We start from the raw sequence: 17686 nt of genomic DNA, 5'->3' as shown, positions 1-17686 counted from the left end.
AAGGCGGGGCGCGCTCTTTGGTGAACTGATCAAGCGCCGCCGATGGCGTCCGTCTTCTCCCGCCCGACCGTGCGCCGAGCGATTGCCGTCCCGGTCGCTGAGGGCCTGTTTCGTAAGTGGTGACGGTCCGCTGCTCTCGAGCATTCCAGTCGCAGTGGTGCTCAGGAACGTCACAGGCTCTGGGCCGAACCGCGGGCCAGAGCGGCCAGTCGTTCCGCATCTGAGGTGCCGGGTTCGGCCGACCAGAGCACGAGTTGCTGTTCTGGGGCACCGGCGTAGCGGAAGGTGTCCCAGTCGAGGGTGAGTTCGCCGACGGTGGAGTGAGCAATGCGTTTGCTGCCGAAGTCCTGGTGCGCGACGCGGTGCTCGGCCCACCAGGCCCGGAATTGCTGATCGGCAACGGCCAGCTCGCCCACGAGAGCTGTGAGGGCCGGATCCGTCGGATTCGTTCCGGCTTCCATCCGCAGGACCTCGACGCAGGTGCGGGCCACGTCCTCCCAATCCGGGTAGACGTCGCGCATCACCGGGTCGGTGAAGACCATGCGGATGTAGTTGCGCTCGGACTCGGGCACGGCCGCGAAGTCGCACAGAAGCTCCGCTGCCAGTGGGTTCCACGCGAGGATGTCGAGCCGTGGGCCGAAGACGATGGCTGGTGTGCTGATGAGCTGGCCGAGCAGCCGGGTCAGGTGGGGGTGCACGTGGGGGCGAGGGGGCCGACGCGGCGTCTTGCGGTGTCCGGCCCGTGCGGCCTGGGTGACCAGACCTTCCACGTACGCTCTCTGGTCGTGGTCCAGCCGTAGTTCGCGTACGAGGGACTCGAGCACCGGCGGTGACGGTGCCAGTCGGCCCTGCTCGATGCGTACGTAGTAGTCGGTGCTGATCGCGGCGAGCTCGGCCACCTCCTCGCGGCGCAGCCCCCGCACCCGCCGCTGGGTGTGCGCGCGCTCGGGGAGCCCCACCTGCGCGGGTGTGAGCTCGCCACGGCGGTGCCTGAGAAACTCACCGAGCTCACGAAGATGCGCGGAACCCGTCATTCCTCCAGCATGGCACCGGGGAAAAGGCTCTGCCTGGGAAAGATCTTTCCTAGGAAACAACACGACCTTCCTGCGCCCGGCTGTCGACCGGACAGTGGATACAGGCCCGCAGATCGCCGGCCCTACACGATCCCGCAGGAGCAGAAAATGAGGACTGACGTCCGCTTCCCGACCAACGGCCTGCAACTCGCCGGCCACCTCTACCTCCCCGATGGCGTCGACGGACCGCTCGCTGCCATCGTCGTCGGCCACCCCACGACCGGAGTCAAGGAGCAGGCGCCGGCGGCGTACGCGACACGCCTGGTCAAGGAGGGATTCGCCGTCCTGACCTTCGACGCCGCCTTCCAAGGCGAATCCGAGGGCTTGCCCCGGGGCTTGGAGGACCCTTTCCAGCGCGCCGAGGACTTCCGCGCGGCGGTCTCCTACCTCACCAGCCGCCCCGAGATCGATTCCGACCGCATCGGTGTGATGGGCGTGTGCGGCTCCGGCGCCTACGTGCCCTACGCCGCCCAGACCGACCACCGGATGAAGGCCGTGGCCGGCGTGTCCGGGACCGACGTTCCCAGCTTCTTCCGCGGCGCCGACCCTGAGGGCTGGCAGCAGATGGTGGCAAACTCCGGAAACCTTCGCAGCGCCGAGGCCGCCGGCGAGCCCGCGGCGACCTTCGCCGTGCTGCCGGAGACGGCCGCTGCCGACACCCCCGCCCCGACGGCCGAGTTCGTCGACTACTACAAGACGCCCCGCGGCAGGCACCCGCGCTCCACGGGTGACATGGTCGTGCGCAGCGCGGGCCTCCTCGACCAGTTCGACTCCTTCGCCGACGTCGCCAAGATCGCGCCTCGCCCGCTGCTCATGATCGCCGGCACCGAGGCGGTGACCCGCGGGTTCTCCGAGAAGGCCGTCGCCGACAGCCCCGGCAACGCCGAGCTGTTCCTCGTCGAGGGCACCACCCACGTCGACCTGTACGACCGCGACCAGTACGTAACCCCTGCCGTCGCCAAGTTGGTCGAGTTCTTCAGCAAGCACCTCGCCTGAGTCGGCAAGCCTGGGTGGTCAAGGGACGGGAGGGTGCTGGTCGCAGCCACTCTCCGATGGCCGCGACCAGCACGACGGCGTCATAGCGGACGGCAAGCTTGTCGTATCTCGTGGCGACCGTGTGATGTCGCTTGAGACGGTTGATCCCGCACTCGACAGCATGGCGCTCGCGGTAGTCGGCGGGGTCGAAACGCGGAGGTCGGCCGCCGCGGGAGCCGAGCTTCTGGCGGTTGCGTGACTGGTCAGCCTTGTCGGGAATGGTGCATCGGATTCCTCGGCGGCGCAGGTAGGCACGGTTTCTGCGGGAGGCGTAGGCCCTGTCGGCCCGCACACGGTAGGGGCGGACGCGTGGCCGGCCCGGCCCGATGCGGGGCACGCGGACCTTCGCCAGAACGGGCTCGAACTGTGGCGAGTCTCCCCGCTGTCCTGCCGTGACCACGATCGACATGGGTTTCTGACCTTGCTCGACGGCCAGGTGGAGCTTGGTGGTGAACCCGCCACACGAGCGTCCCAGCCCGTGATCCTGGAGCCGTCCCAGGAGCAGGGCGAACCGCGCCGCACCGGCCGCGGCCCCGCCGTGCTGCACCGCGATCGCAGCCGGGCCAAAGAGCGGCGTGAGCAGCGCGGTTCGCCCTGATCCTGGGGCTCGATGAAGACGCCGCCCGGTGATTCCTTCTGTCGGTCACCTTGTTTACGAGCCCAGGCCGCGTGCTGAGGGGCGCGGCAGACTGTGGAGTCGACGCTCAAGTCCCACACGATCGCACCTTCTGTATCGGCCAAGGATTGGAGCCGGGTGAGGATCCGATGCCAGGTCCCGTTCCGCTGCCACCGGCGGAAAAGGTCGTAGACCCGGCCCCACGGCCCGTACGCGACGGGCACGTCCCGCCACGGCACACCGGTCCGGACCCGGAACCGTATGCCGTCGATCAGCTGCCGCCGAGGCCAGACGGGCGGCCGGCCCGCCTTCGTGCCTTTCGGTAGCAGCGGCTCCAGCATCGCCCACTGCTCATCCGTGAGATCTCCCCGTCCCATGAACTGTGATCATTCACAGTCCAAGATCGGTTTTCGACACACGCCCTAGCGGCACTTGTGTCCGACGGCTGAAAAGCGGAGGCGTCGTATCCGCGCGTGGCCGCGTGGACGCGTGGACGGCGCGTCGCGTGAGTTGGTACGGCTCCCGCCGCGAGGTGATCGGCGAGTAGTCCCAAAGGGTCCACGGCTTGTTCGGGCGGGTGCAGGACGAGGTGGTGCCGCGGGGAAGCACGGGACCGTGCACAGGCGGGCGTCGGCCACCATGGCCTACGCCGGCCACGCCCGAAAGGGCGTGACCGGCGGTACGCGAAATGGCCATGGTGCGAAGATGGCCACCGTTTCACCGAGTTATCGACTCGTATTTGTCCGAGCCGTCACTCGTCAGAGGATTTCGATGTCCTTCACCTTCGGCGGCCGGTTCGGGAAGGTAATGTCGGTCCACCGGTTGACGCGCACGGAGTCGCCGTTGGCGTCGTAGTAGATCAGGTCGTTGTTGCCCGTGGAGATCCGGTCGACCCACCAGTTGCCGAAGTTGGTCCGGCCCTTGTTCGCGTAGCAGTCCACGCTCTGCCGACCGTTGGAGTGTGACCAGATCTTCAAGAAGTTTTCGCCGCCGCGGCACTCGACCTTATCGATGGCGAAGGCGTTTCCGCTGGGCATCACCACGGTGAACGCGGCGGCGGCAGCGAGCGCCACGGTTGCGGAGCGCGCGACCCTCTTGGTTTTCGAAAGCACAATTACTCCCTGATTCCGAGCCCGTACGTGACCACATTCTGCGGTCATTTCCGGGAGACGTTTTCCGCTTGCACGATGACGATCGTGCAGGGCTCCTGCGCATGGCAATCTCTCAAATGGCACACGGCTGAAATTAACTGCCCAATGTCCTGATCGACTTCATTAGGAGGATTTGGTGGCCCTTTAGGGCAGAATTTCGGGCAAAGATGACGACGAAAGCGGGACGCACATGGATGTGCAACCGACCGGAAATCCTGCCCAGGACCAGAGCGAGTCGACGCGTAGGCCTTGCCCGCCTGGCTCGTGGCCCGGGCGCCGAGCGGAAGCGGAACAACACCCCTAAGTTCCACCTCCTGCTCGAGGCTGTCGACGGCCGGCCCGCGCCCGCTTCGGGCCATCCGCCATCAAGCCCGCAGCCCTCGTCCCTCCCCCGCCCACCTGAGCCTTCCTGTAGGGGGCAGCAGCGGCGGAATCAGTCCTCGAATCGGCTGGGTGAAGCACAAAGAGGCTGGTCGACAGCGCGCGCTACGGAACTGGAGCCGGGCTTGCTGACTTTGTTGGCTGTGTAGCTCGTCGACGCCCTGCCCGGAGTCGGCGTCGCGTCCCGCTTCGGTCGCGGCATGCTTGCCTGTTGTTTGGTGCGGACGGGCCTTGGCAGTCCCACTTGCTCTCCCTACCGAGCCGGGCGGCCCGGGACGGGCGTGGAAAGTCAGTCCCCAGCCCAGGTCACGTTGCTTTCGCGTCCTCACCGGCCAGGAAGGGACGCAGCAGCGTGAGCAGGGCTCGCGGGCGGTGCAGCGGGATGATGTGGCCGCAGTCTTCGATGACGTGTCCGGTGAGATCGTCGGTGAATGGGCGGAGCTGGCGTTCCAGTGCCGCGCCGACGGGCCGGGCACCCAACGCCATCGTCGGCACCGTCAGGCGGGCAGTGGCGACCGCCTGCTCGATCTGCACCGCGCTCTCGGGCAGTGCCCGGTAGTACGAGAACGCGCGGCTCAACGCCTGGCGGCCGGTGTATGCGCGGACGAAGGCGTCCCGGAGGGCGGGGCGCACCCCGTCGCCGAGTGTGCCGGCCTGCAGAAACCAGTCGACGTAGGCGGCCTCGTTGCCCTCCAGCACGGTCTCGGCAAGGCCGGGTGCGGCGGAATGGAAGCCGAACCACCACGGCGGCCCGTCGGCGAGGAAGTCCTCGGCGCCGGGCAGCCTGCCCAGAAGGGACTCCATGACGACCAGGCGCCGGACGAGATCGGGGCGGCGCAGGGCGAGGAGGAAGGCCGGCGCGGTACCCGCGTCGATGCCCACCACCGCGGCCGAGGACTCGCCGAGTGTGGTGAGAAGGACCGCGGCATCCTCGGCCAGCGTGCCCGCGTCGTACCCGGAGGCGGCCCGGCTGCTCGCGCCGAACCCGCGCAGGTCCGGCGCGATGACGCGGTAGCGGCCGGACAGATCGGCCATGACGTCCGTCCACAGCTCCCAGGTATGCGGGAAGCCGTGCAGCAGCAGGACGGCCGGGCCCGATCCGGCGAGGGCGACGTTCAGTTCGATGCCGTTGACGGGGACGCGTCGCAGCTCGGGCATGGAGAGGCTCCAGATGTGGTGAGGAATAGTGACCACGTCACGCTAAGGAACTAACCTGGTTCCTCCAAGACGGCACTTTCCCTTCAGGTGGTGAGCCCTGAGTGACCACATCGAGGCCCGGCGGACCCAGCCGGCGGCGCGGTGAGCGGGGTGATCTGCTGGATCCGCTCTGCCCGACCCGCCAGTTGCTCGACCGTATCGGCACCAAATGGACGTCGATGGCGATCAAGATGCTGGCCGAGGAGGCGCCGGACGAGCTCCGTTTCGCGGAACTGCGGCGCCGTATCCCCGGCATCTCACAGAAGATGCTGTCCGTCACCCTGCAGAGCCTGGTCCGTGACGGCCTGGTCGCGCGCCGAGTGGAACCCACCGTGCCGCCCGCCGTCCACTACCGGCTCACCGAGCTCGGCCTGTCCCTCGAAGGACCGCTCTCCGCCCTGCGGGTCTGGGCCGAGACGCACATGCCGGAGATCGACCGCAGCAACCAGCTCGCCGACGAGTCACCCCCCGGTTAAACGACGACTCACAAGACCCCTCATCCCGCGCAACTGCATTGAAGACACGCCCGAGCGCGAGGGTCTACCCGGGGGCCAACCTCCGTTGGATGCGTCTCGTTGCCGTACCGACGCAGGCCCTTCCCTGAAACCGGAGTTCACGGTCCGTTCCACGTGATCCTCTTGCCGCTGGCGCCCCTGCCTCGTCAGTCGTTGCGGACCTCGTTCAGGGCCCGCAGCGCTTCGGCCGCCGCCTCGCGTACGGAATCCCATGGGTCTGAGTCCAGGGCGGCGAGCCGCTCGCGCAGCCTCTCCTGGCCCGCAGGGAGCGTGCCCGTCTCCTCCACCCAGTGGGCGATCCCCTCAGCGGCGGCCCGGCGCACCCAATTATCCCCGTCGTCCAAGTGCCGCTCGAAGAGCGGCAGATCGTGCGGGGTGCCGGCGTCCGTCGCATTGTGCGGGTCCAGGAGCGACAGCGCGGCGGATCGGACCAGGGGGGAGGTGGTCCGGTCCACCAGTTCTCGCAGACCGGGCAAGGCTTCCGCCAGGCCCGTGAGGACCCTTTCTGCCACCCCGAACAGGGTGGCGTCGACATGAAGACGGGCTACCACCGCCCGGGCGACCGCCGCGCGTTCCCATGGCCTGAACCCGGTGCGCGCCATGGCGTCCAGGCCGCGCAATGCGCCTGCGTACACCTCGGGCGCGGCATGGTCCAGCAGCGGGAGCAGCAGCCACACGGCGTCCCACCTGCCCATGTCGCCGTAGGCCGTGGCTGCTGCCGCGAGCGTGGGGGCGGCCGTGGTCGGGTCGGTGAGCAGAGCCCGCAGGAGCCTCGTGGCGGCCTTGCCGCCGACGCACCCCAGGGCAGAGGCAGCCGAGGGCCCCGCCCGCTGGTCGCTCAGCCAGCGCGAGGCCGGATTCAGCAGCCGTTCGTCACCCGATCGCCCGAACAGAAACAGTAGTTGCCTCGCCATCGTCGGATCCCGCTCCGCCTCCAGGACAGCGAACAGCCCGTCCCGCACCTCTGGGCGGTCCACGCGCGCCAGTCGGAAAGCCACGGCGCAGCGCACCTCGATGGAGGGGCTGTCCGTCAATTCGCTCAGCAGCCACGGCAGCAGCCGGTCGACGTGCTGGTCCGGCAGCATCAACACGGCGCACACACGGGCGGCATCCGCACCCCATTGGGCCGTACGGACCAGCTCCGCCTCGACGGCCGGGTCCTTCTCGAACATGAAGACCAAGGACCTCGCCCGACCCCAGATGCCATGTGCCGGATCACCCATCAGCCGCACGAGCGTGGGAACATCACCGGGCACGCCCAGCTCCAGCAACGCCTCCAAGGCGTTGATCCGCAGGTGATGGTCCGGATCGCTGAGCAGTCGCCCATAGGCGTCCACGACCTCGCGATCGCGCAGCCCCAGCCGGATGGACGCCAGAGAGGCCCGCCTGCGCACCCACGGATCGACGTCGTCCATCAGCGCGCACAGGGTCTGTGCCGCCCCGGCCGAGGAGACCCCCAGCCTGCCCAGGCCCACCGCCGCGCCTTGCCGCACCTCGGGCGCAGGGTCGGCAGCTGCCCTGAGGAGCACCGCGGCGTGCTCGGTGCCGCCGAGTTTGCCGAGCCCTTTCGCCGCTGCTGCCCGCCGCCAGGTGTCGCCCGTCTCCAGTTCCCTCAGGAAGAAGGCAATCTGATGCTCTGTCGTCATGTGCACCCCGGGAAGTAAGACTCCCGAACCGACGGGAGGTTGCGCCGACGGGCGCCTGCGTCATGCGTCGAGGGGCGTGCAGATCTTAAACTCGCGGCTTTCTGTGCGGTGGTTCGCTGGTCCCTTGGGGCGGAGTGTTTCTGCGGCGTTCTCGAGGGCCGTGTCGGCTCGGGCCGTGACATCGCCGTGCGCGGAGATCGTCCCGTCTGCACGGGTCCGGCCCTGGACGCAACCGAACTGCTCCCCTACCTGCGGGGATGGGCCCTTGATACCGAGCTCGACGTTCGGTTCACTGAGGTGATCGAGTGGTCGAGCGACCGAGGTCGGCAGCAGGTCGCGGGCGGCCCCGATGATCTCATCGGTGGCGACGCCGGGGCATCCGCAGGCCCTGACCGCCATCCCCACCCCCCCACCGTTACGCCTCCGGGGCCCATCCCTCCGGCATCTTCGTGCGCTTGTCGGTCACGATGCCTGTCATAACTGACCTGGACAGGTCGGCCGTCGTAAGGACCGCCCAGGACAGATCAGCCCCGGACAGGTCGGCCCCCGTCAGCGTGGCCTCGGGCAGGGCGGCCTTCGTCAAATTCGCCCCTTTCAGATTGGCATCCGTCAACGTCGCCTTGCCCAACTTGGCCCCCGTCAGCGTTGCCTGGCCCATATAGGCCTCCGTCAGATCAGCCCTGCGCAGATTGGCCGCCGTCAGCGTGGCGTAAGCCAGGTCAGCCCTCGTCATGGTTGCCTCGAAGAGGGTGGCCTTCGTCAGAGTCGTCCTGATCAGGGTGGCATCCGTCAGCGTTGCCCCGGTCAGGTGGGCCCCCGTCAGATCTGCCATGCGCAGGTCGGCATAGGTGAGATCTGCGGCCTTCAGGTACGCCCCAGCGAGGTGAAGCCCACGCAGGTCAAGCTGTTGGCGGGGGTCGACGTGGGTGCGTGACTCGGCTCGGGTGAGTGCGGTGAGCGCTGCCTGTACGTCTGCCTCCAGTTCGCTGGGAAGGCCGCCGGGGTCGGGGTCGCTCTGACGTCGGGCTTTGGGAGCCCGGTGGCGGATGAAATGACCGAGGACCTCGGCAGCGTCGGTGGCTGCCTGTTCAGGGGCGTCCCGCACGATCTGCTCAAGGGCGAGAATGCCACCGATCCGGACGTAGATCTCGGACGAGCCCAGCCGTTCAAGAGCCTTGGTGAAGCGTTCGGTGATCTGCCCGCGCCGGGTGAGCCGGTAGGTGCGGGCGGTGTAGAGCAGGGCGATGCCGGCGCCGAGAGCGGCAACGACCGCGACCAGAGCGGTACGCAGACCGGTGACGAGGGCGGCTGAGCCTTCACCGAGAGCTTTGCGATCGATGTACTTGGCGTCCAGGACATAGGGGCCGCGCCAGATGAGCCACGGGAGGCCGACCACAAGTGCGAGGCCTCCTACCGCCATCAGGGCAACCAGCCCTCGCCGCCGAAGACGGTCGGCTCTCCTGACTCGCTCCCGGCGTCGGTCCAGCGCGGCCCCTACCCGCAAAGCGCTCTTTCGTCGGCGAGCGCTCCTTCGTTTCTGGGTCAGGGCAGAACGCCTCTGGGCCAGGTCAGACAACAGGTTCATGCCTGCTAGACAGCCTTCATGCACGGCCCGGTTGCAGAGTTCCGGCCCGGCCCAGCAAGACCATGATCAACCTCAGCGCCGACCGGGAGACCTCACCCGATGTCGCACGCTCCCCTGCTCATGCTGGCAGGGGGTTCTGTACGGGCGGGCACCATCACCCAGTTCGAGCTGGCGAGTGTGTAAGCACTCCGGGCAGCCCGGTCGCCTCACCTCGTCACATGGCCTGCACTTCAACCCGCGCGAGGGGTACTGTCGTTGGGGGCGCGGGCCGAGGTCCGGGGCGCCCCCAGGGACATTCCCGGGACCGTCCCCGAGGCGGTGAAGCGCCTGCGCCCCCACTGTCCGTTCCCTTGGGACCAGCGCAGCACAGAGCGCTCAGCACAGGGGGACAGGCGCCGTGGCCGATACCACTGCCCCGACCGCGCAGCAGCCCGTCTTCGACTTCATGGTCGTACGCCCGCCCGGCACGCCCAGTGCGCAGGTCTTGCGGAGCAACTACGTCCGCGACGACGCGTTCACCGTCACCGACGACAAGCTGGTACGGCGCGTGGAGCGCGACGTCCATACGGCGGCGAGCGGCGCCTATCGCTGCACAGAACCGCCCGTACCCGCAGATGCTTCAGCCGTTGACCGCAGGCCGCCGCTCGCCTACCCAGGGCGCTCCGGCTCACCCACGTTGCTCACGCTGATGCCGCTCCGCCCACACACACCCTCCACACCTTTTGACCGCATTCGGCAACCGTGGTTACGGTCCCCGCTGCCGTAGATATTCAGTTCGACTGAGTGGAGCGAAATCCCGTGTCATCCTCCAGCGCGTTGGCGTCGTACGTCCCTGGCAGCCACGCTGACGAGCAGGCGATAGCAGCCCCGGGTTGGCTGCGGGACCACGTCGATACCTTGATAGGCGTTCCGCTGCGCATCGTACTCATCGTCGTGGGAGCAATGATCGTCAAGGGGCTGGCCAAGAAGGCCATCACCCGGGTCGTGCAGCGCATCCTGGAGCCGTCCCAGGAGCAGGGCGAACCGCGCCGCACCGGCCGTGGCCCCGCCGTGCTGCATCGCGACCGCAGTCGGGCCAAAGAGCGGCGTGAGCAGCGCGCTCGCACCGTCGGCTCGGTACTCAGCAGCATCGTCACCGTGGTCGTGGGCGCCGTCGCGCTGGCCATGGTCCTGGACCAGATCGGTATCGCACTGGGCCCACTGCTGGCCAGCGCCGGCGTGGTGGGACTGGCCATCGGCTTCGGCGCGCAAAACCTGGTCGCGGATTATCTGTCCGGCATGCTGATCATGCTCGAAGACCAGTACGGTGTCGGTGATTCCGTGGACCTGGGCGAGGCCATCGGCGAGGTGGAGCACGTCGGGCTGCGGCTCACCCAGATACGTGATCTCAACGGCGGCCTGTGGCACATCCGCAACGGCGAGATCCTCCGCGTCCGCAACGACAGCCAGGAGTGGGCCCGCGCCGTCCTGGACGTCTCGGTGGCCTACGAGTCCAATCTCGACACCGTCTACAACGCCATGGAGCAGGCCGGTCACGACATGCGCCAAGACCCCCAGTTCGCTGGCGTGTTGCTGGAGGACCCCGCGGTGTGGGGAGTGCAGTCGCTGGACGCGGACGGCGTCGTGGTCCGGGTGGCGGTCAAGACCGTGCCCCTCCAGCAGTGGTCCGTCACCCGCGAGTTGCGCCGACGAGTCAAGGAAGCCCTCGACGCGGCGGGGGTAGCGATGCCCTTCTCACAGCGCACGGTATGGATGCGCACGGACAACGACCCCACCACCACCGTGAGCAGTGCCACGTCAGCCCCGAACTGATCGTGGACTGCAAGCCCTCACTGGAGGCATTGCCTTGTGCCGGCTTGTTGTCGGTCGGGGTGCTCCCGGGGGGGGGCGCTCAGAGAGGGCTTGACGCCGTGGGTCCGCTACGTCCGCGGCGAGGAGGATCGGCTCCAGGAGCGCGATGGCAGCGTTCTCGTCGAGCCGGCCCCGGGTGCCGGCGGCGTCGCACAGCGGAAGGGCCGCGCTCCACAGCAGCAGGTGTCTGCCCAGGTTCTCCCGGATCACCGCAAGGTGGGCTTCGCTGATCGAGAACGGGAATGTGCGAGGCTCGTGGTTGGCGTCGGCCCCGGCACCGAGCGTCAGCTTCAGCTCGCCGTCCTCGCGGACCACGCTCGGGATCCAGCCGCTCTGCCGCGTGAAGACGATGTCTCTCAGGGGCTCACGACCACCGTGCACATTCGACGTCGAGGCGTGTTCCGAAGCGGTCGAGGCCGGCGAATCCGTTCTCGAAGAACAGCATCGCGCTCGGAAGGTAGCGGTTGGCTCTGTCGACCTGGAGGTATTGCGACCGAGGTGGGTCCGCGTCGTTGATCCGCGAGATCAGACCTTGCCCGGGCATGAGGACCAAACTCTGCCGCGACGGTTCATCATTGATGGTGTAGGTGTCAGCATCTCGACCGCGGAAGAACGCAGAGAACGCTGCGTAGGCTTCCTGAGGGTCGCCCACGGAGACCTGTTGGTCGTTGCCATCACCGACAGCGAAGACAAACCGTTTTGGTCCGAGTGCGTAGGGGCGAGCCATATGCGTCCTTCGTTCACGTGCGACAGCTCCACCAGCGTAGTGGCATCAGAGATATGGGAGCCGGCCTCACGACTCGCGGGCCCTGAGCGCAGTGACCGGCTCCGACACCGACGGACGACACAGGCTCATGAGCACTGGCGTCAGCCCGTGTTGCCGCCGATGGAGTCCAGGGGCAGAGAACAGCGGTGGTGGACTCGTCATCACCCGTCGGCAACGGGCAGGTTGTGCCACCAGTGGCCGCATCCGCCGGAGCAGAAGCGTTCGCGGCGCCGTGCGTCAGCGACCGCGAGTACGGCGACCAGCAGCCGAAATGCTTTGCGGCGTTCGTCGGCAGGGATGAGGCCGGCGATCTTGCCCAGTTGCTGGTCGATCGGGCCGCGGGTGATCAGAACCGCGGGCGTGTGTGTCGGGCGCAGTCCGGCACGGCGGATGCTCTCCGGTCCGTCTTCGGTGACGGCGCGGGCCTGCACGCAGTGATGGCGCAGGAACAGGAGTATCTCGGCCTGCTCCTGGGGGCCGTGAGTGTCGAACCACTCGATGCCCTGTGACATCGCGCGCAGGCCTTGGGCGAGTTCGTTGAGGATGTTGTCTCGCTCGGTCACGACCGGTTCCCGCAGTCCGGCGCGACGAAGGTCTCAGCGGTCTCAGTGACGAACGCGCATAGCCGCTGCACGGTCTGCCGCCAGTGTTGCGGGTCGAATGCCGGCACGGCCCGGGCCTCGAGCCATCGGTCCCACGCACCACCCGAGGCCAGGAACCGTCTTGCGTATTGGGCGCCAAGCATCTCATCGAGGTACAGGAGCGTCCCCAGGACGACTGCCTGGTCGTAGTCGAGGTCGGGACGCGCCAAGTAGTGCTCAAGGTAGGCGCTGAGCAGTTCGCCGTCCGCTGCACTGCCGAACTTCGCAAGGGCGACACAGTATGCCGCGCCCGCATACGGTCCCTCGCTGGCCAGCAGGAGCCGGCCTATGCGGTCGCGGAACTCGCTTCTGTGAGCCACAGCAACCAGCCAGGCAGCAGTCTTTCGCTCACGCCATCCGCCCTCGAAGAGGACCCCAAGCTCCACCGGAGTGATTTCGTACGCGGCCTGAGCCAGATCCCGCGCAAACGCGGAGCGCTCGACCGAGCTCAGCCGCAGAAGGCCCCCACCCAACCGAAGGTATCGCCGATCAGGCGTGACGAACCGCCGGACCAGATCCTGCAACTCGGGATCGCTCAGGAGGTGACGCATAGCCGCATCCTGGCGTGGGCGGGTACGCATGTGCCACAGGTTTCCACGGGCGCGTCCGCCGTCATCGGCACGTTCCGCTGCGCGTGGTACTGCTGCTGGCCGCGGGGCGGGCAGCGCTCGGACCAAGCAGGTACGCGCGACCGCCCGCGAGCACCGCCGGGCCGACTTGAGGGCTGTGAAAGGCCGAGGCCAAGGACGCGTCGAAGGCCCGGCGGTAGCCCGGACTACCGCGACCCCGAGCCCGCCACCTGCTGCGGCTTGTAGAAGGACTCCTCCAGGTAGTCAGCCTCATGCGGCTGGTAGGGCTCCTCCAAGTAGGCGGCCTCGTCTTCGTCGAGTTCGACGTCCACCGCGGCGAGCGCGTCGGCCAGTTGGGCCGGTTTGGTGACGCCGACGATGGGCGAGGTCACCGCCGGATTGCGCATGACCCAGGCCAGGGCGACCTGGGCCGGGGACAGACCCCGCTTGCCCGCGATCTCGTGGACGCGCTCGGCCACTGCCTGGTCCTCGTCGCGGTAGAGGATCTTGCCGCCCTCGTCGGTCTCGGCACGCGCCGTGACGGTGTCCTGGGCCCGCGTCAGCCTGCCCCGCGCCAGCGGGCTCCACGGGATCACGCCGATGCCCTGGTCGGCGCAGAGCGGGAGCATCTCCCGCTCTGCTTCTCGGTGGATGAGGTTGTAGTGGTCCTGCATCGACACGAACCGGGTCCAGCCGTTCAGGTCAGCCAGGTACAGGGCCTTGGTGAACTGCCAGGCGTACATGGAAGAGGCTCCGATGTAGCGGACCTTCCCCGACTTGACCGCGTCGTGCAGCGCCTCGAGGGTTTCCTCGATCGGGGTGTCGTAGTCCCAGCGGTGGATCTGGTACAGGTCGATGTAGTCGGTCCCCAGCCGCTTCAGGGAGGCGTCGAGCTCGGCGAAGATCGCCTTGCGAGACAGCCCGGCGCCGTTGGGGCCGGGGCGCATCCGCATCCAGACCTTGGTGGAGAGAACGACCTCCTCTCGCCGGGTGAAGTCCTTGACCGCCTGGCCGACGATCTCCTCGCTGCTTCCGGCGCTGTACCCATTGGCCGTGTCGAGGAAGTTGACGCCGCCATCGAGGGCCTGCTTGATGATGTCCCGGCTGGCGTCCGCGCCCAGCGACCAGGGCTCGCCGCCCCGGCCCGGCTCGCCGAAGCTCATGCAGCCGAGGGTGATGGCGGAGACTTCCAGTCCGGTGGTTCCGAGTTTGACGTATCGCATGCTGCCGAACCTAGGAGTTGGCGTGCGCTCTAACGCAATACGTCTCGGTCCGGAATCCGATTCGCGCCTTGCGGTCATGGCCGGTGGCGCGCCGAAACTGCGGCCATCAAACCCCACTTCGCCCCGCAGACGAGGTACCCCGCGCTCCGAGAGCATCCGGCACGCGAGAGTGGCGCCGGTACGGGGGTCCCCTTGTCACACCGGTACGGGGCCCCCTTGTCGCAGCGGTGACCGCAGCTTCCCGGGCTGGTATTATGCGGTGCCCCCCGGCGGCCACATAGGCCACGAGGCGACGCATGGTTGCAACGGCGACCGTCTCCTCGCTTGGCTCCTTGCCGCTTTCACGTGACCTTCAGCGATTTCGACAGGCATTCCAGTCGCCTGATCACTGTGTCGAGTGTCGGCCAAGGAGGACCCTCGCGCAGCAGGCGCAGGAGTTCCTCTCCGAATTGCCTCCCATGGGGAAACTGGTCGCCAAGCTCCCAACGCCACGCGGCGACCATCGCGATGACGAGCTGCCGGCACTCGTCCAGCAGCCCTTGGTCAACGTTCGGGTAGTGCTCGCAGACCGCCTCGGGTACATGGGCAAGGTCGAACTCGACGGGGCCACGACAGCACGTCTCGAGGTCGATGAACAACGGGCCGTTCTTCGTGCTGAGCACGTTGCCTGGATGCGGCTCGCCGTGGAGCAACTGCTCCACGGCGCCACGGCCCTCGATCCCCCGTCGCAGGCTTGCCAGCCTGCCGCTGAGCAACACACGGTCCGCGTCGGCGAGCTCCGGCGAGCGATCCGGGTCGGCGACCACCTCTTCCGCCTCCGTGATCCGGTCCGCAAATCTTGGGCTCGGCAGATCCACCTTGCGCATGCCGGTGTGCAGCTGCTCGAGCGCCTTGGCGTAGTCGACGGGTGAGGTGTGCGGTGTCACGGACTCGTAGTAGGTCCACAGCGTCACTGCGAAGCCATCGCGTATGTGTACGCGCGGGTCCGCCCGAGGTTCCAAGGGACACATTGGGCTTCCGACCTCGGTGAGCTGCTGAGCGAGATCGACTTCGAACTGGGCAACCTCTTGCCCCACAGGGGCGATTCGGGCAAAGACGTCGCATGGCGTCAGGCGCAGTGCCAGCTTGTTCGAGTTGTGGAGAACGATTGCATCGTTGGCCGGCAGGTCGAGCGATGCGGCGACCGAAGTCGCGGCCGCAATGGCACGCGTAACGTCATTCATATCCACCCGCGCATCCTGGCACAGACGAGCGAGGGCGATGCCAATCAGCGTGCCCAGGCGCCAACTGTCGTGGCTCGGTACACGCGTTACCCAGCACCACTCAACCTTCCCTACGACTTCCCTACGTTGTTTGCCGGACGTGGTGAGGCCTTCGCGTGGTGCATCCGCGACGCCATTGCGGGGTCCAGCCCGCCGGGAGACGTGTAACGCTGCGCCGGGTGAACTGGGTTCGCGTCGTTGGCCTCGTCGCCGCCGCAATAGCCGTACCTCTGAAATGAGTGTGCGTACCGGGCTGCGAGTCCGACGGCCTTATCAGATGTGTTAGGCGCGCAATGCCTGCGACAGCGCGTCAAGGGTCACGCCCACGATGGCCAGGAGCTGCGCCGGGCTCGCCCCGGCCCTGCTCATGACGGCGAGCGACTGGTTCACGGCCGCTGCGTGTACAGCGAAGGCCTCGGCGTCCTGGTCGGCCAGTCGGCCGGCCTTCAGCGCGGCGCGCAGGCGCTGGCTCTGGAGGCCGAGCGCCTGCTTGGCGTGCGCTGCGACGCTCGGGCTCAGCACGGGAATGGCCATGGCTGACTGGGCCATCAAGCATCCGTCAGGCAGTTCGGGATCGGCGATGCGCTTCAGGGTGACGTCGAAGAACGCACGGACCGCAGAAACGGGTTCCGAGGCTGCGCACGACAGGGCGGCGTCGTACTTCTGGCCATAGCGCGCGGCATAGAGGTCCAGGCAGCGCACGAAGAGCGTGTCCTTGTCGCCGAGGGAGGAGTAGATGGAGCTGCGGTTCAGGCCGGTTGCCCGAGACAAATCGTCCAACGAGGTGTCGGCGTAGCCGTCGCGCCAGAACTGGATCATCGCGGCGTCAAGCACCGTGTCCATGTCGAACTGTTTCTTGCCTGCCACGCGGAACTTCCTTGCCGATGCGTCGATGGTGCGGACTGCGTTGCGCACCATTCTATCTTGAACCGTTCGGTTCAAGATGTGTAGCCTTCAAGCGTGGTCATGGCGCCATGCAACCGAGCACTTCGCGACCGCGCGAGCAACACACCACGCGGTCCCAGCCAACGCCGTCAGCTACACCGCTCCAGCCGCACATCTGACACCTGACACCTGACACCTGACACCTGACACCTGACACCTGACACCCACGGAGGATCCCCGTGACCAGCCCGGCAACCAGCACTTCGCACATCGCCGAAAGCAACCCCATCCGCGACCTGCCCCTGCAGCATCTGGCCGGATTCACTCACCGCTGGGTCGACGCGGACGGCGTCCGCCTTCATGCCGTCGAAGGCGGACGTCCGAGCGGCCCGACCGTCGTCCTGCTCGCCGGATTCCCGCAGACCTGGTGGGCCTGGCGCAAGGTCATGCCTACCCTCACCCACCGGTTCCACGTCATCGCGATCGACCTGCCGGGGCAGGGGCACTCCGAGCGTCCGGAGCGCAGCTACGACACGCACGCGGTCGCCGCGCACGTCCACGCCGCCGTGAAGGCTCTGGGCGTGTCGACCTATTCCCTGGCCGCCCACGACATCGGCGCCTGGGTCGCCTTCTCCCTCGCGCTCACCTTCGAGAGCCGCCTGCGCCAGGTCGCCCTGCTCGACGCTGGGATCCCCGGAATCACTCTCCCCGAGGCGATTCCCACCGACCCGGATCGAGCGTGGAAAACCTGGCATTTCGCGTTCCATACCGTGCCCGATCTGCCCGAGACACTGCTTGCCGGCCGTGAACGCGAGTACGTCGGCTGGTTCCTGAAGATGAAGGCCCTGTCACCCGACACCTTCGACGATGCCGAGCTCGACCACTACGCGGCGGCCGTCGCCATCGACGGCGGCCTGCGCGCTTCCCTCGCTTACTACCGAGACGCCGCGGAGTCAGCGCGCAAGAACCGCGAGGCGCTCAAGGGGCGGCACCTGACCGTGCCCATCCTCGGAATCTCCAGCAGCCACGGCTCCGTTCCGGACATGGCCGCCTCCATCAGCCCATGGGCCGACAACACCACCCGACTCGTCGTACCCGACGCCGGACACTTCATCCCCGAAGAGCAGCCCGAAGCTATCGCCGCCGCGATAACAGACTTCATCGTCGACGACGACTGACACCCATCGCACCGACCCGACCGCGCCGCCCAGGGCCGCACGAAGCTCAGACCACGAAGGCTGGCTGCCGTACGAGAGCCCCCGATGGCGCCGTCTGTTGGCGGCGCACACC

The 17686-nt window shown here is 67.7% G+C and carries 16 protein-coding genes and 2 pseudogenes; 4 read left to right on the top strand and 14 right to left on the bottom strand.

Annotation, left to right across the window (positions count from 1 at the left end; translation table 11 throughout):
• Nucleotides 1-170: 170 nt before the first annotated feature.
• Nucleotides 171-1034, bottom strand: coding sequence for a helix-turn-helix domain-containing protein (locus AB0E78_RS23590; RefSeq protein ID WP_361835683.1), 864 nt, complete (start codon nucleotides 1032-1034; stop codon nucleotides 171-173).
• Nucleotides 1035-1181: 147 nt separating this feature from the next.
• Here AB0E78_RS23590 and AB0E78_RS23585 point away from each other — a divergent pair, with 147 nt between their 5' ends.
• Nucleotides 1182-2069: an alpha/beta hydrolase gene (locus tag AB0E78_RS23585; RefSeq protein ID WP_361835681.1), complete on the top strand. Its 888-nt coding sequence runs from the start codon at nucleotides 1182-1184 to the stop codon at nucleotides 2067-2069.
• Here the strand turns inward: AB0E78_RS23585 and AB0E78_RS23580 are convergent.
• The 4 genes and pseudogenes from AB0E78_RS23580 to AB0E78_RS23565 all read right to left on the bottom strand — a co-directional run bounded on the left by AB0E78_RS23580 (nucleotide 2050) and on the right by AB0E78_RS23565 (nucleotide 5414).
• Nucleotides 2050-2583 (bottom strand): IS5 family transposase, encoded by a 534-nt coding sequence (locus AB0E78_RS23580; protein ID WP_361835911.1) that lies wholly within the window; start codon nucleotides 2581-2583, stop codon nucleotides 2050-2052. The genes AB0E78_RS23585 and AB0E78_RS23580 overlap by 20 nt on opposite strands.
• Before the next feature lie 179 nt (nucleotides 2584-2762).
• A pseudogene (locus tag AB0E78_RS23575) lies at nucleotides 2763-3101 on the bottom strand (transposase); the annotation flags it as partial.
• A gap of 381 nt (nucleotides 3102-3482) precedes the next feature.
• Nucleotides 3483-3836: a beta/gamma crystallin domain-containing protein gene (locus AB0E78_RS23570; RefSeq protein WP_361835678.1), complete on the bottom strand. Its 354-nt coding sequence runs from the start codon at nucleotides 3834-3836 to the stop codon at nucleotides 3483-3485.
• A gap of 726 nt (nucleotides 3837-4562) precedes the next feature.
• Nucleotides 4563-5414: an alpha/beta hydrolase gene (locus tag AB0E78_RS23565; RefSeq protein ID WP_361835675.1), complete on the bottom strand. Its 852-nt coding sequence runs from the start codon at nucleotides 5412-5414 to the stop codon at nucleotides 4563-4565.
• Between the two features lie 101 nt (nucleotides 5415-5515).
• Between AB0E78_RS23565 and AB0E78_RS23560 the strand changes: the two genes are divergently transcribed.
• Nucleotides 5516-5929, top strand: a complete 414-nt coding sequence (locus AB0E78_RS23560; protein WP_361835673.1) for a helix-turn-helix domain-containing protein — start codon at nucleotides 5516-5518, stop codon at nucleotides 5927-5929.
• 185 nt (nucleotides 5930-6114) lie between these two features.
• Here the strand turns inward: AB0E78_RS23560 and AB0E78_RS23555 are convergent, their stop codons facing one another.
• Nucleotides 6115-7614: a HEAT repeat domain-containing protein gene (locus AB0E78_RS23555; protein WP_361835670.1), complete on the bottom strand. Its 1500-nt coding sequence runs from the start codon at nucleotides 7612-7614 to the stop codon at nucleotides 6115-6117.
• 415 nt (nucleotides 7615-8029) lie between these two features.
• Nucleotides 8030-9010: a pentapeptide repeat-containing protein gene (locus AB0E78_RS23550; RefSeq protein ID WP_361835668.1), complete on the bottom strand. Its 981-nt coding sequence runs from the start codon at nucleotides 9008-9010 to the stop codon at nucleotides 8030-8032.
• A gap of 987 nt (nucleotides 9011-9997) precedes the next feature.
• Here AB0E78_RS23550 and AB0E78_RS23545 point away from each other — a divergent pair.
• A complete protein-coding gene (locus tag AB0E78_RS23545; protein ID WP_361835665.1) occupies nucleotides 9998-11011 on the top strand; it encodes a mechanosensitive ion channel family protein in 1014 nt (337 codons plus the stop codon).
• Between the two features lie 114 nt (nucleotides 11012-11125).
• Here AB0E78_RS23545 and AB0E78_RS23540 read toward each other — a convergent pair.
• The 7 genes and pseudogenes from AB0E78_RS23540 to AB0E78_RS23510 form a co-directional block, all read right to left on the bottom strand.
• A pseudogene (locus AB0E78_RS23540) lies at nucleotides 11126-11410 on the bottom strand (DUF6357 family protein); the annotation flags it as partial.
• A 4-nt stretch (nucleotides 11411-11414) separates the two neighbouring features.
• Nucleotides 11415-11777 carry a hypothetical protein gene (locus tag AB0E78_RS23535; RefSeq protein ID WP_361835663.1) on the bottom strand — a complete coding sequence of 121 codons (363 nt, stop codon included), beginning with the start codon at nucleotides 11775-11777 and terminating at the stop codon, nucleotides 11415-11417.
• 200 nt (nucleotides 11778-11977) lie between these two features.
• Nucleotides 11978-12379, bottom strand: coding sequence for a DUF5958 family protein (locus AB0E78_RS23530; RefSeq protein ID WP_361835660.1), 402 nt, complete (start codon nucleotides 12377-12379; stop codon nucleotides 11978-11980).
• The gene (locus AB0E78_RS23525; RefSeq protein ID WP_361835658.1) at nucleotides 12376-13008 is read right to left on the bottom strand and encodes a DUF6000 family protein; all 633 of its coding nucleotides are present in this window, start codon (nucleotides 13006-13008) and stop codon (nucleotides 12376-12378) included. Before AB0E78_RS23525 ends, AB0E78_RS23530 begins: the two co-directional genes overlap by 4 nt.
• Nucleotides 13009-13232: 224 nt before the next feature.
• On the bottom strand, nucleotides 13233-14249 hold the full coding sequence (locus AB0E78_RS23520; RefSeq protein ID WP_361835655.1) for an aldo/keto reductase: 1017 nt from the start codon (nucleotides 14247-14249) through the stop codon (nucleotides 13233-13235).
• Nucleotides 14250-14590: 341 nt separating this feature from the next.
• On the bottom strand, nucleotides 14591-15472 hold the full coding sequence (locus AB0E78_RS23515) for an aminoglycoside phosphotransferase family protein (RefSeq protein WP_361835909.1): 882 nt from the start codon (nucleotides 15470-15472) through the stop codon (nucleotides 14591-14593).
• Between the two features lie 321 nt (nucleotides 15473-15793).
• Nucleotides 15794-16378: a TetR/AcrR family transcriptional regulator gene (locus tag AB0E78_RS23510; RefSeq protein WP_361835652.1), complete on the bottom strand. Its 585-nt coding sequence runs from the start codon at nucleotides 16376-16378 to the stop codon at nucleotides 15794-15796.
• 257 nt (nucleotides 16379-16635) lie between these two features.
• Here AB0E78_RS23510 and AB0E78_RS23505 point away from each other — a divergent pair, with 257 nt between their 5' ends.
• On the top strand, nucleotides 16636-17574 hold the full coding sequence (locus tag AB0E78_RS23505) for an alpha/beta hydrolase (protein WP_361835649.1): 939 nt from the start codon (nucleotides 16636-16638) through the stop codon (nucleotides 17572-17574).
• The last annotated feature ends 112 nt before the right edge of the window (nucleotides 17575-17686 follow it).

This window comes from Streptomyces sp. NPDC032198 (assembly GCF_040636975.1).
In the GTDB taxonomy this organism is placed as follows: Bacteria; Actinomycetota; Actinomycetes; order Streptomycetales; family Streptomycetaceae; genus Streptomyces.
The sequence above is the reverse complement of the archived record's forward strand: the minus strand, read 5'-3'. Positions and strand labels throughout refer to the sequence as shown.

What these genes read in the sequence shown, in the direction of transcription:
- AB0E78_RS23590 (WP_361835683.1), bottom strand. Translation starts at nt 1,034, where the DNA reads ATGACGGGTTCCGCGCATCTTCGTGAGCTCGGTGAGTTTCTCAGGCAC.
- AB0E78_RS23585 (WP_361835681.1), top strand. Translation starts at nt 1,182, where the DNA reads ATGAGGACTGACGTCCGCTTCCCGACCAACGGCCTGCAACTCGCCGGC.
- AB0E78_RS23565 (WP_361835675.1), bottom strand. Translation starts at nt 5,414, where the DNA reads ATGCCCGAGCTGCGACGCGTCCCCGTCAACGGCATCGAACTGAACGTC.
- AB0E78_RS23555 (WP_361835670.1), bottom strand. Translation starts at nt 7,614, where the DNA reads ATGACGACAGAGCATCAGATTGCCTTCTTCCTGAGGGAACTGGAGACG.
- AB0E78_RS23535 (WP_361835663.1), bottom strand. Translation starts at nt 11,777, where the DNA reads ATGGCTCGCCCCTACGCACTCGGACCAAAACGGTTTGTCTTCGCTGTC.
- AB0E78_RS23525 (WP_361835658.1), bottom strand. Translation starts at nt 13,008, where the DNA reads ATGCGTCACCTCCTGAGCGATCCCGAGTTGCAGGATCTGGTCCGGCGG.
- AB0E78_RS23520 (WP_361835655.1), bottom strand. Translation starts at nt 14,249, where the DNA reads ATGCGATACGTCAAACTCGGAACCACCGGACTGGAAGTCTCCGCCATC.
- AB0E78_RS23515 (WP_361835909.1), bottom strand. Translation starts at nt 15,472, where the DNA reads ATGAATGACGTTACGCGTGCCATTGCGGCCGCGACTTCGGTCGCCGCA.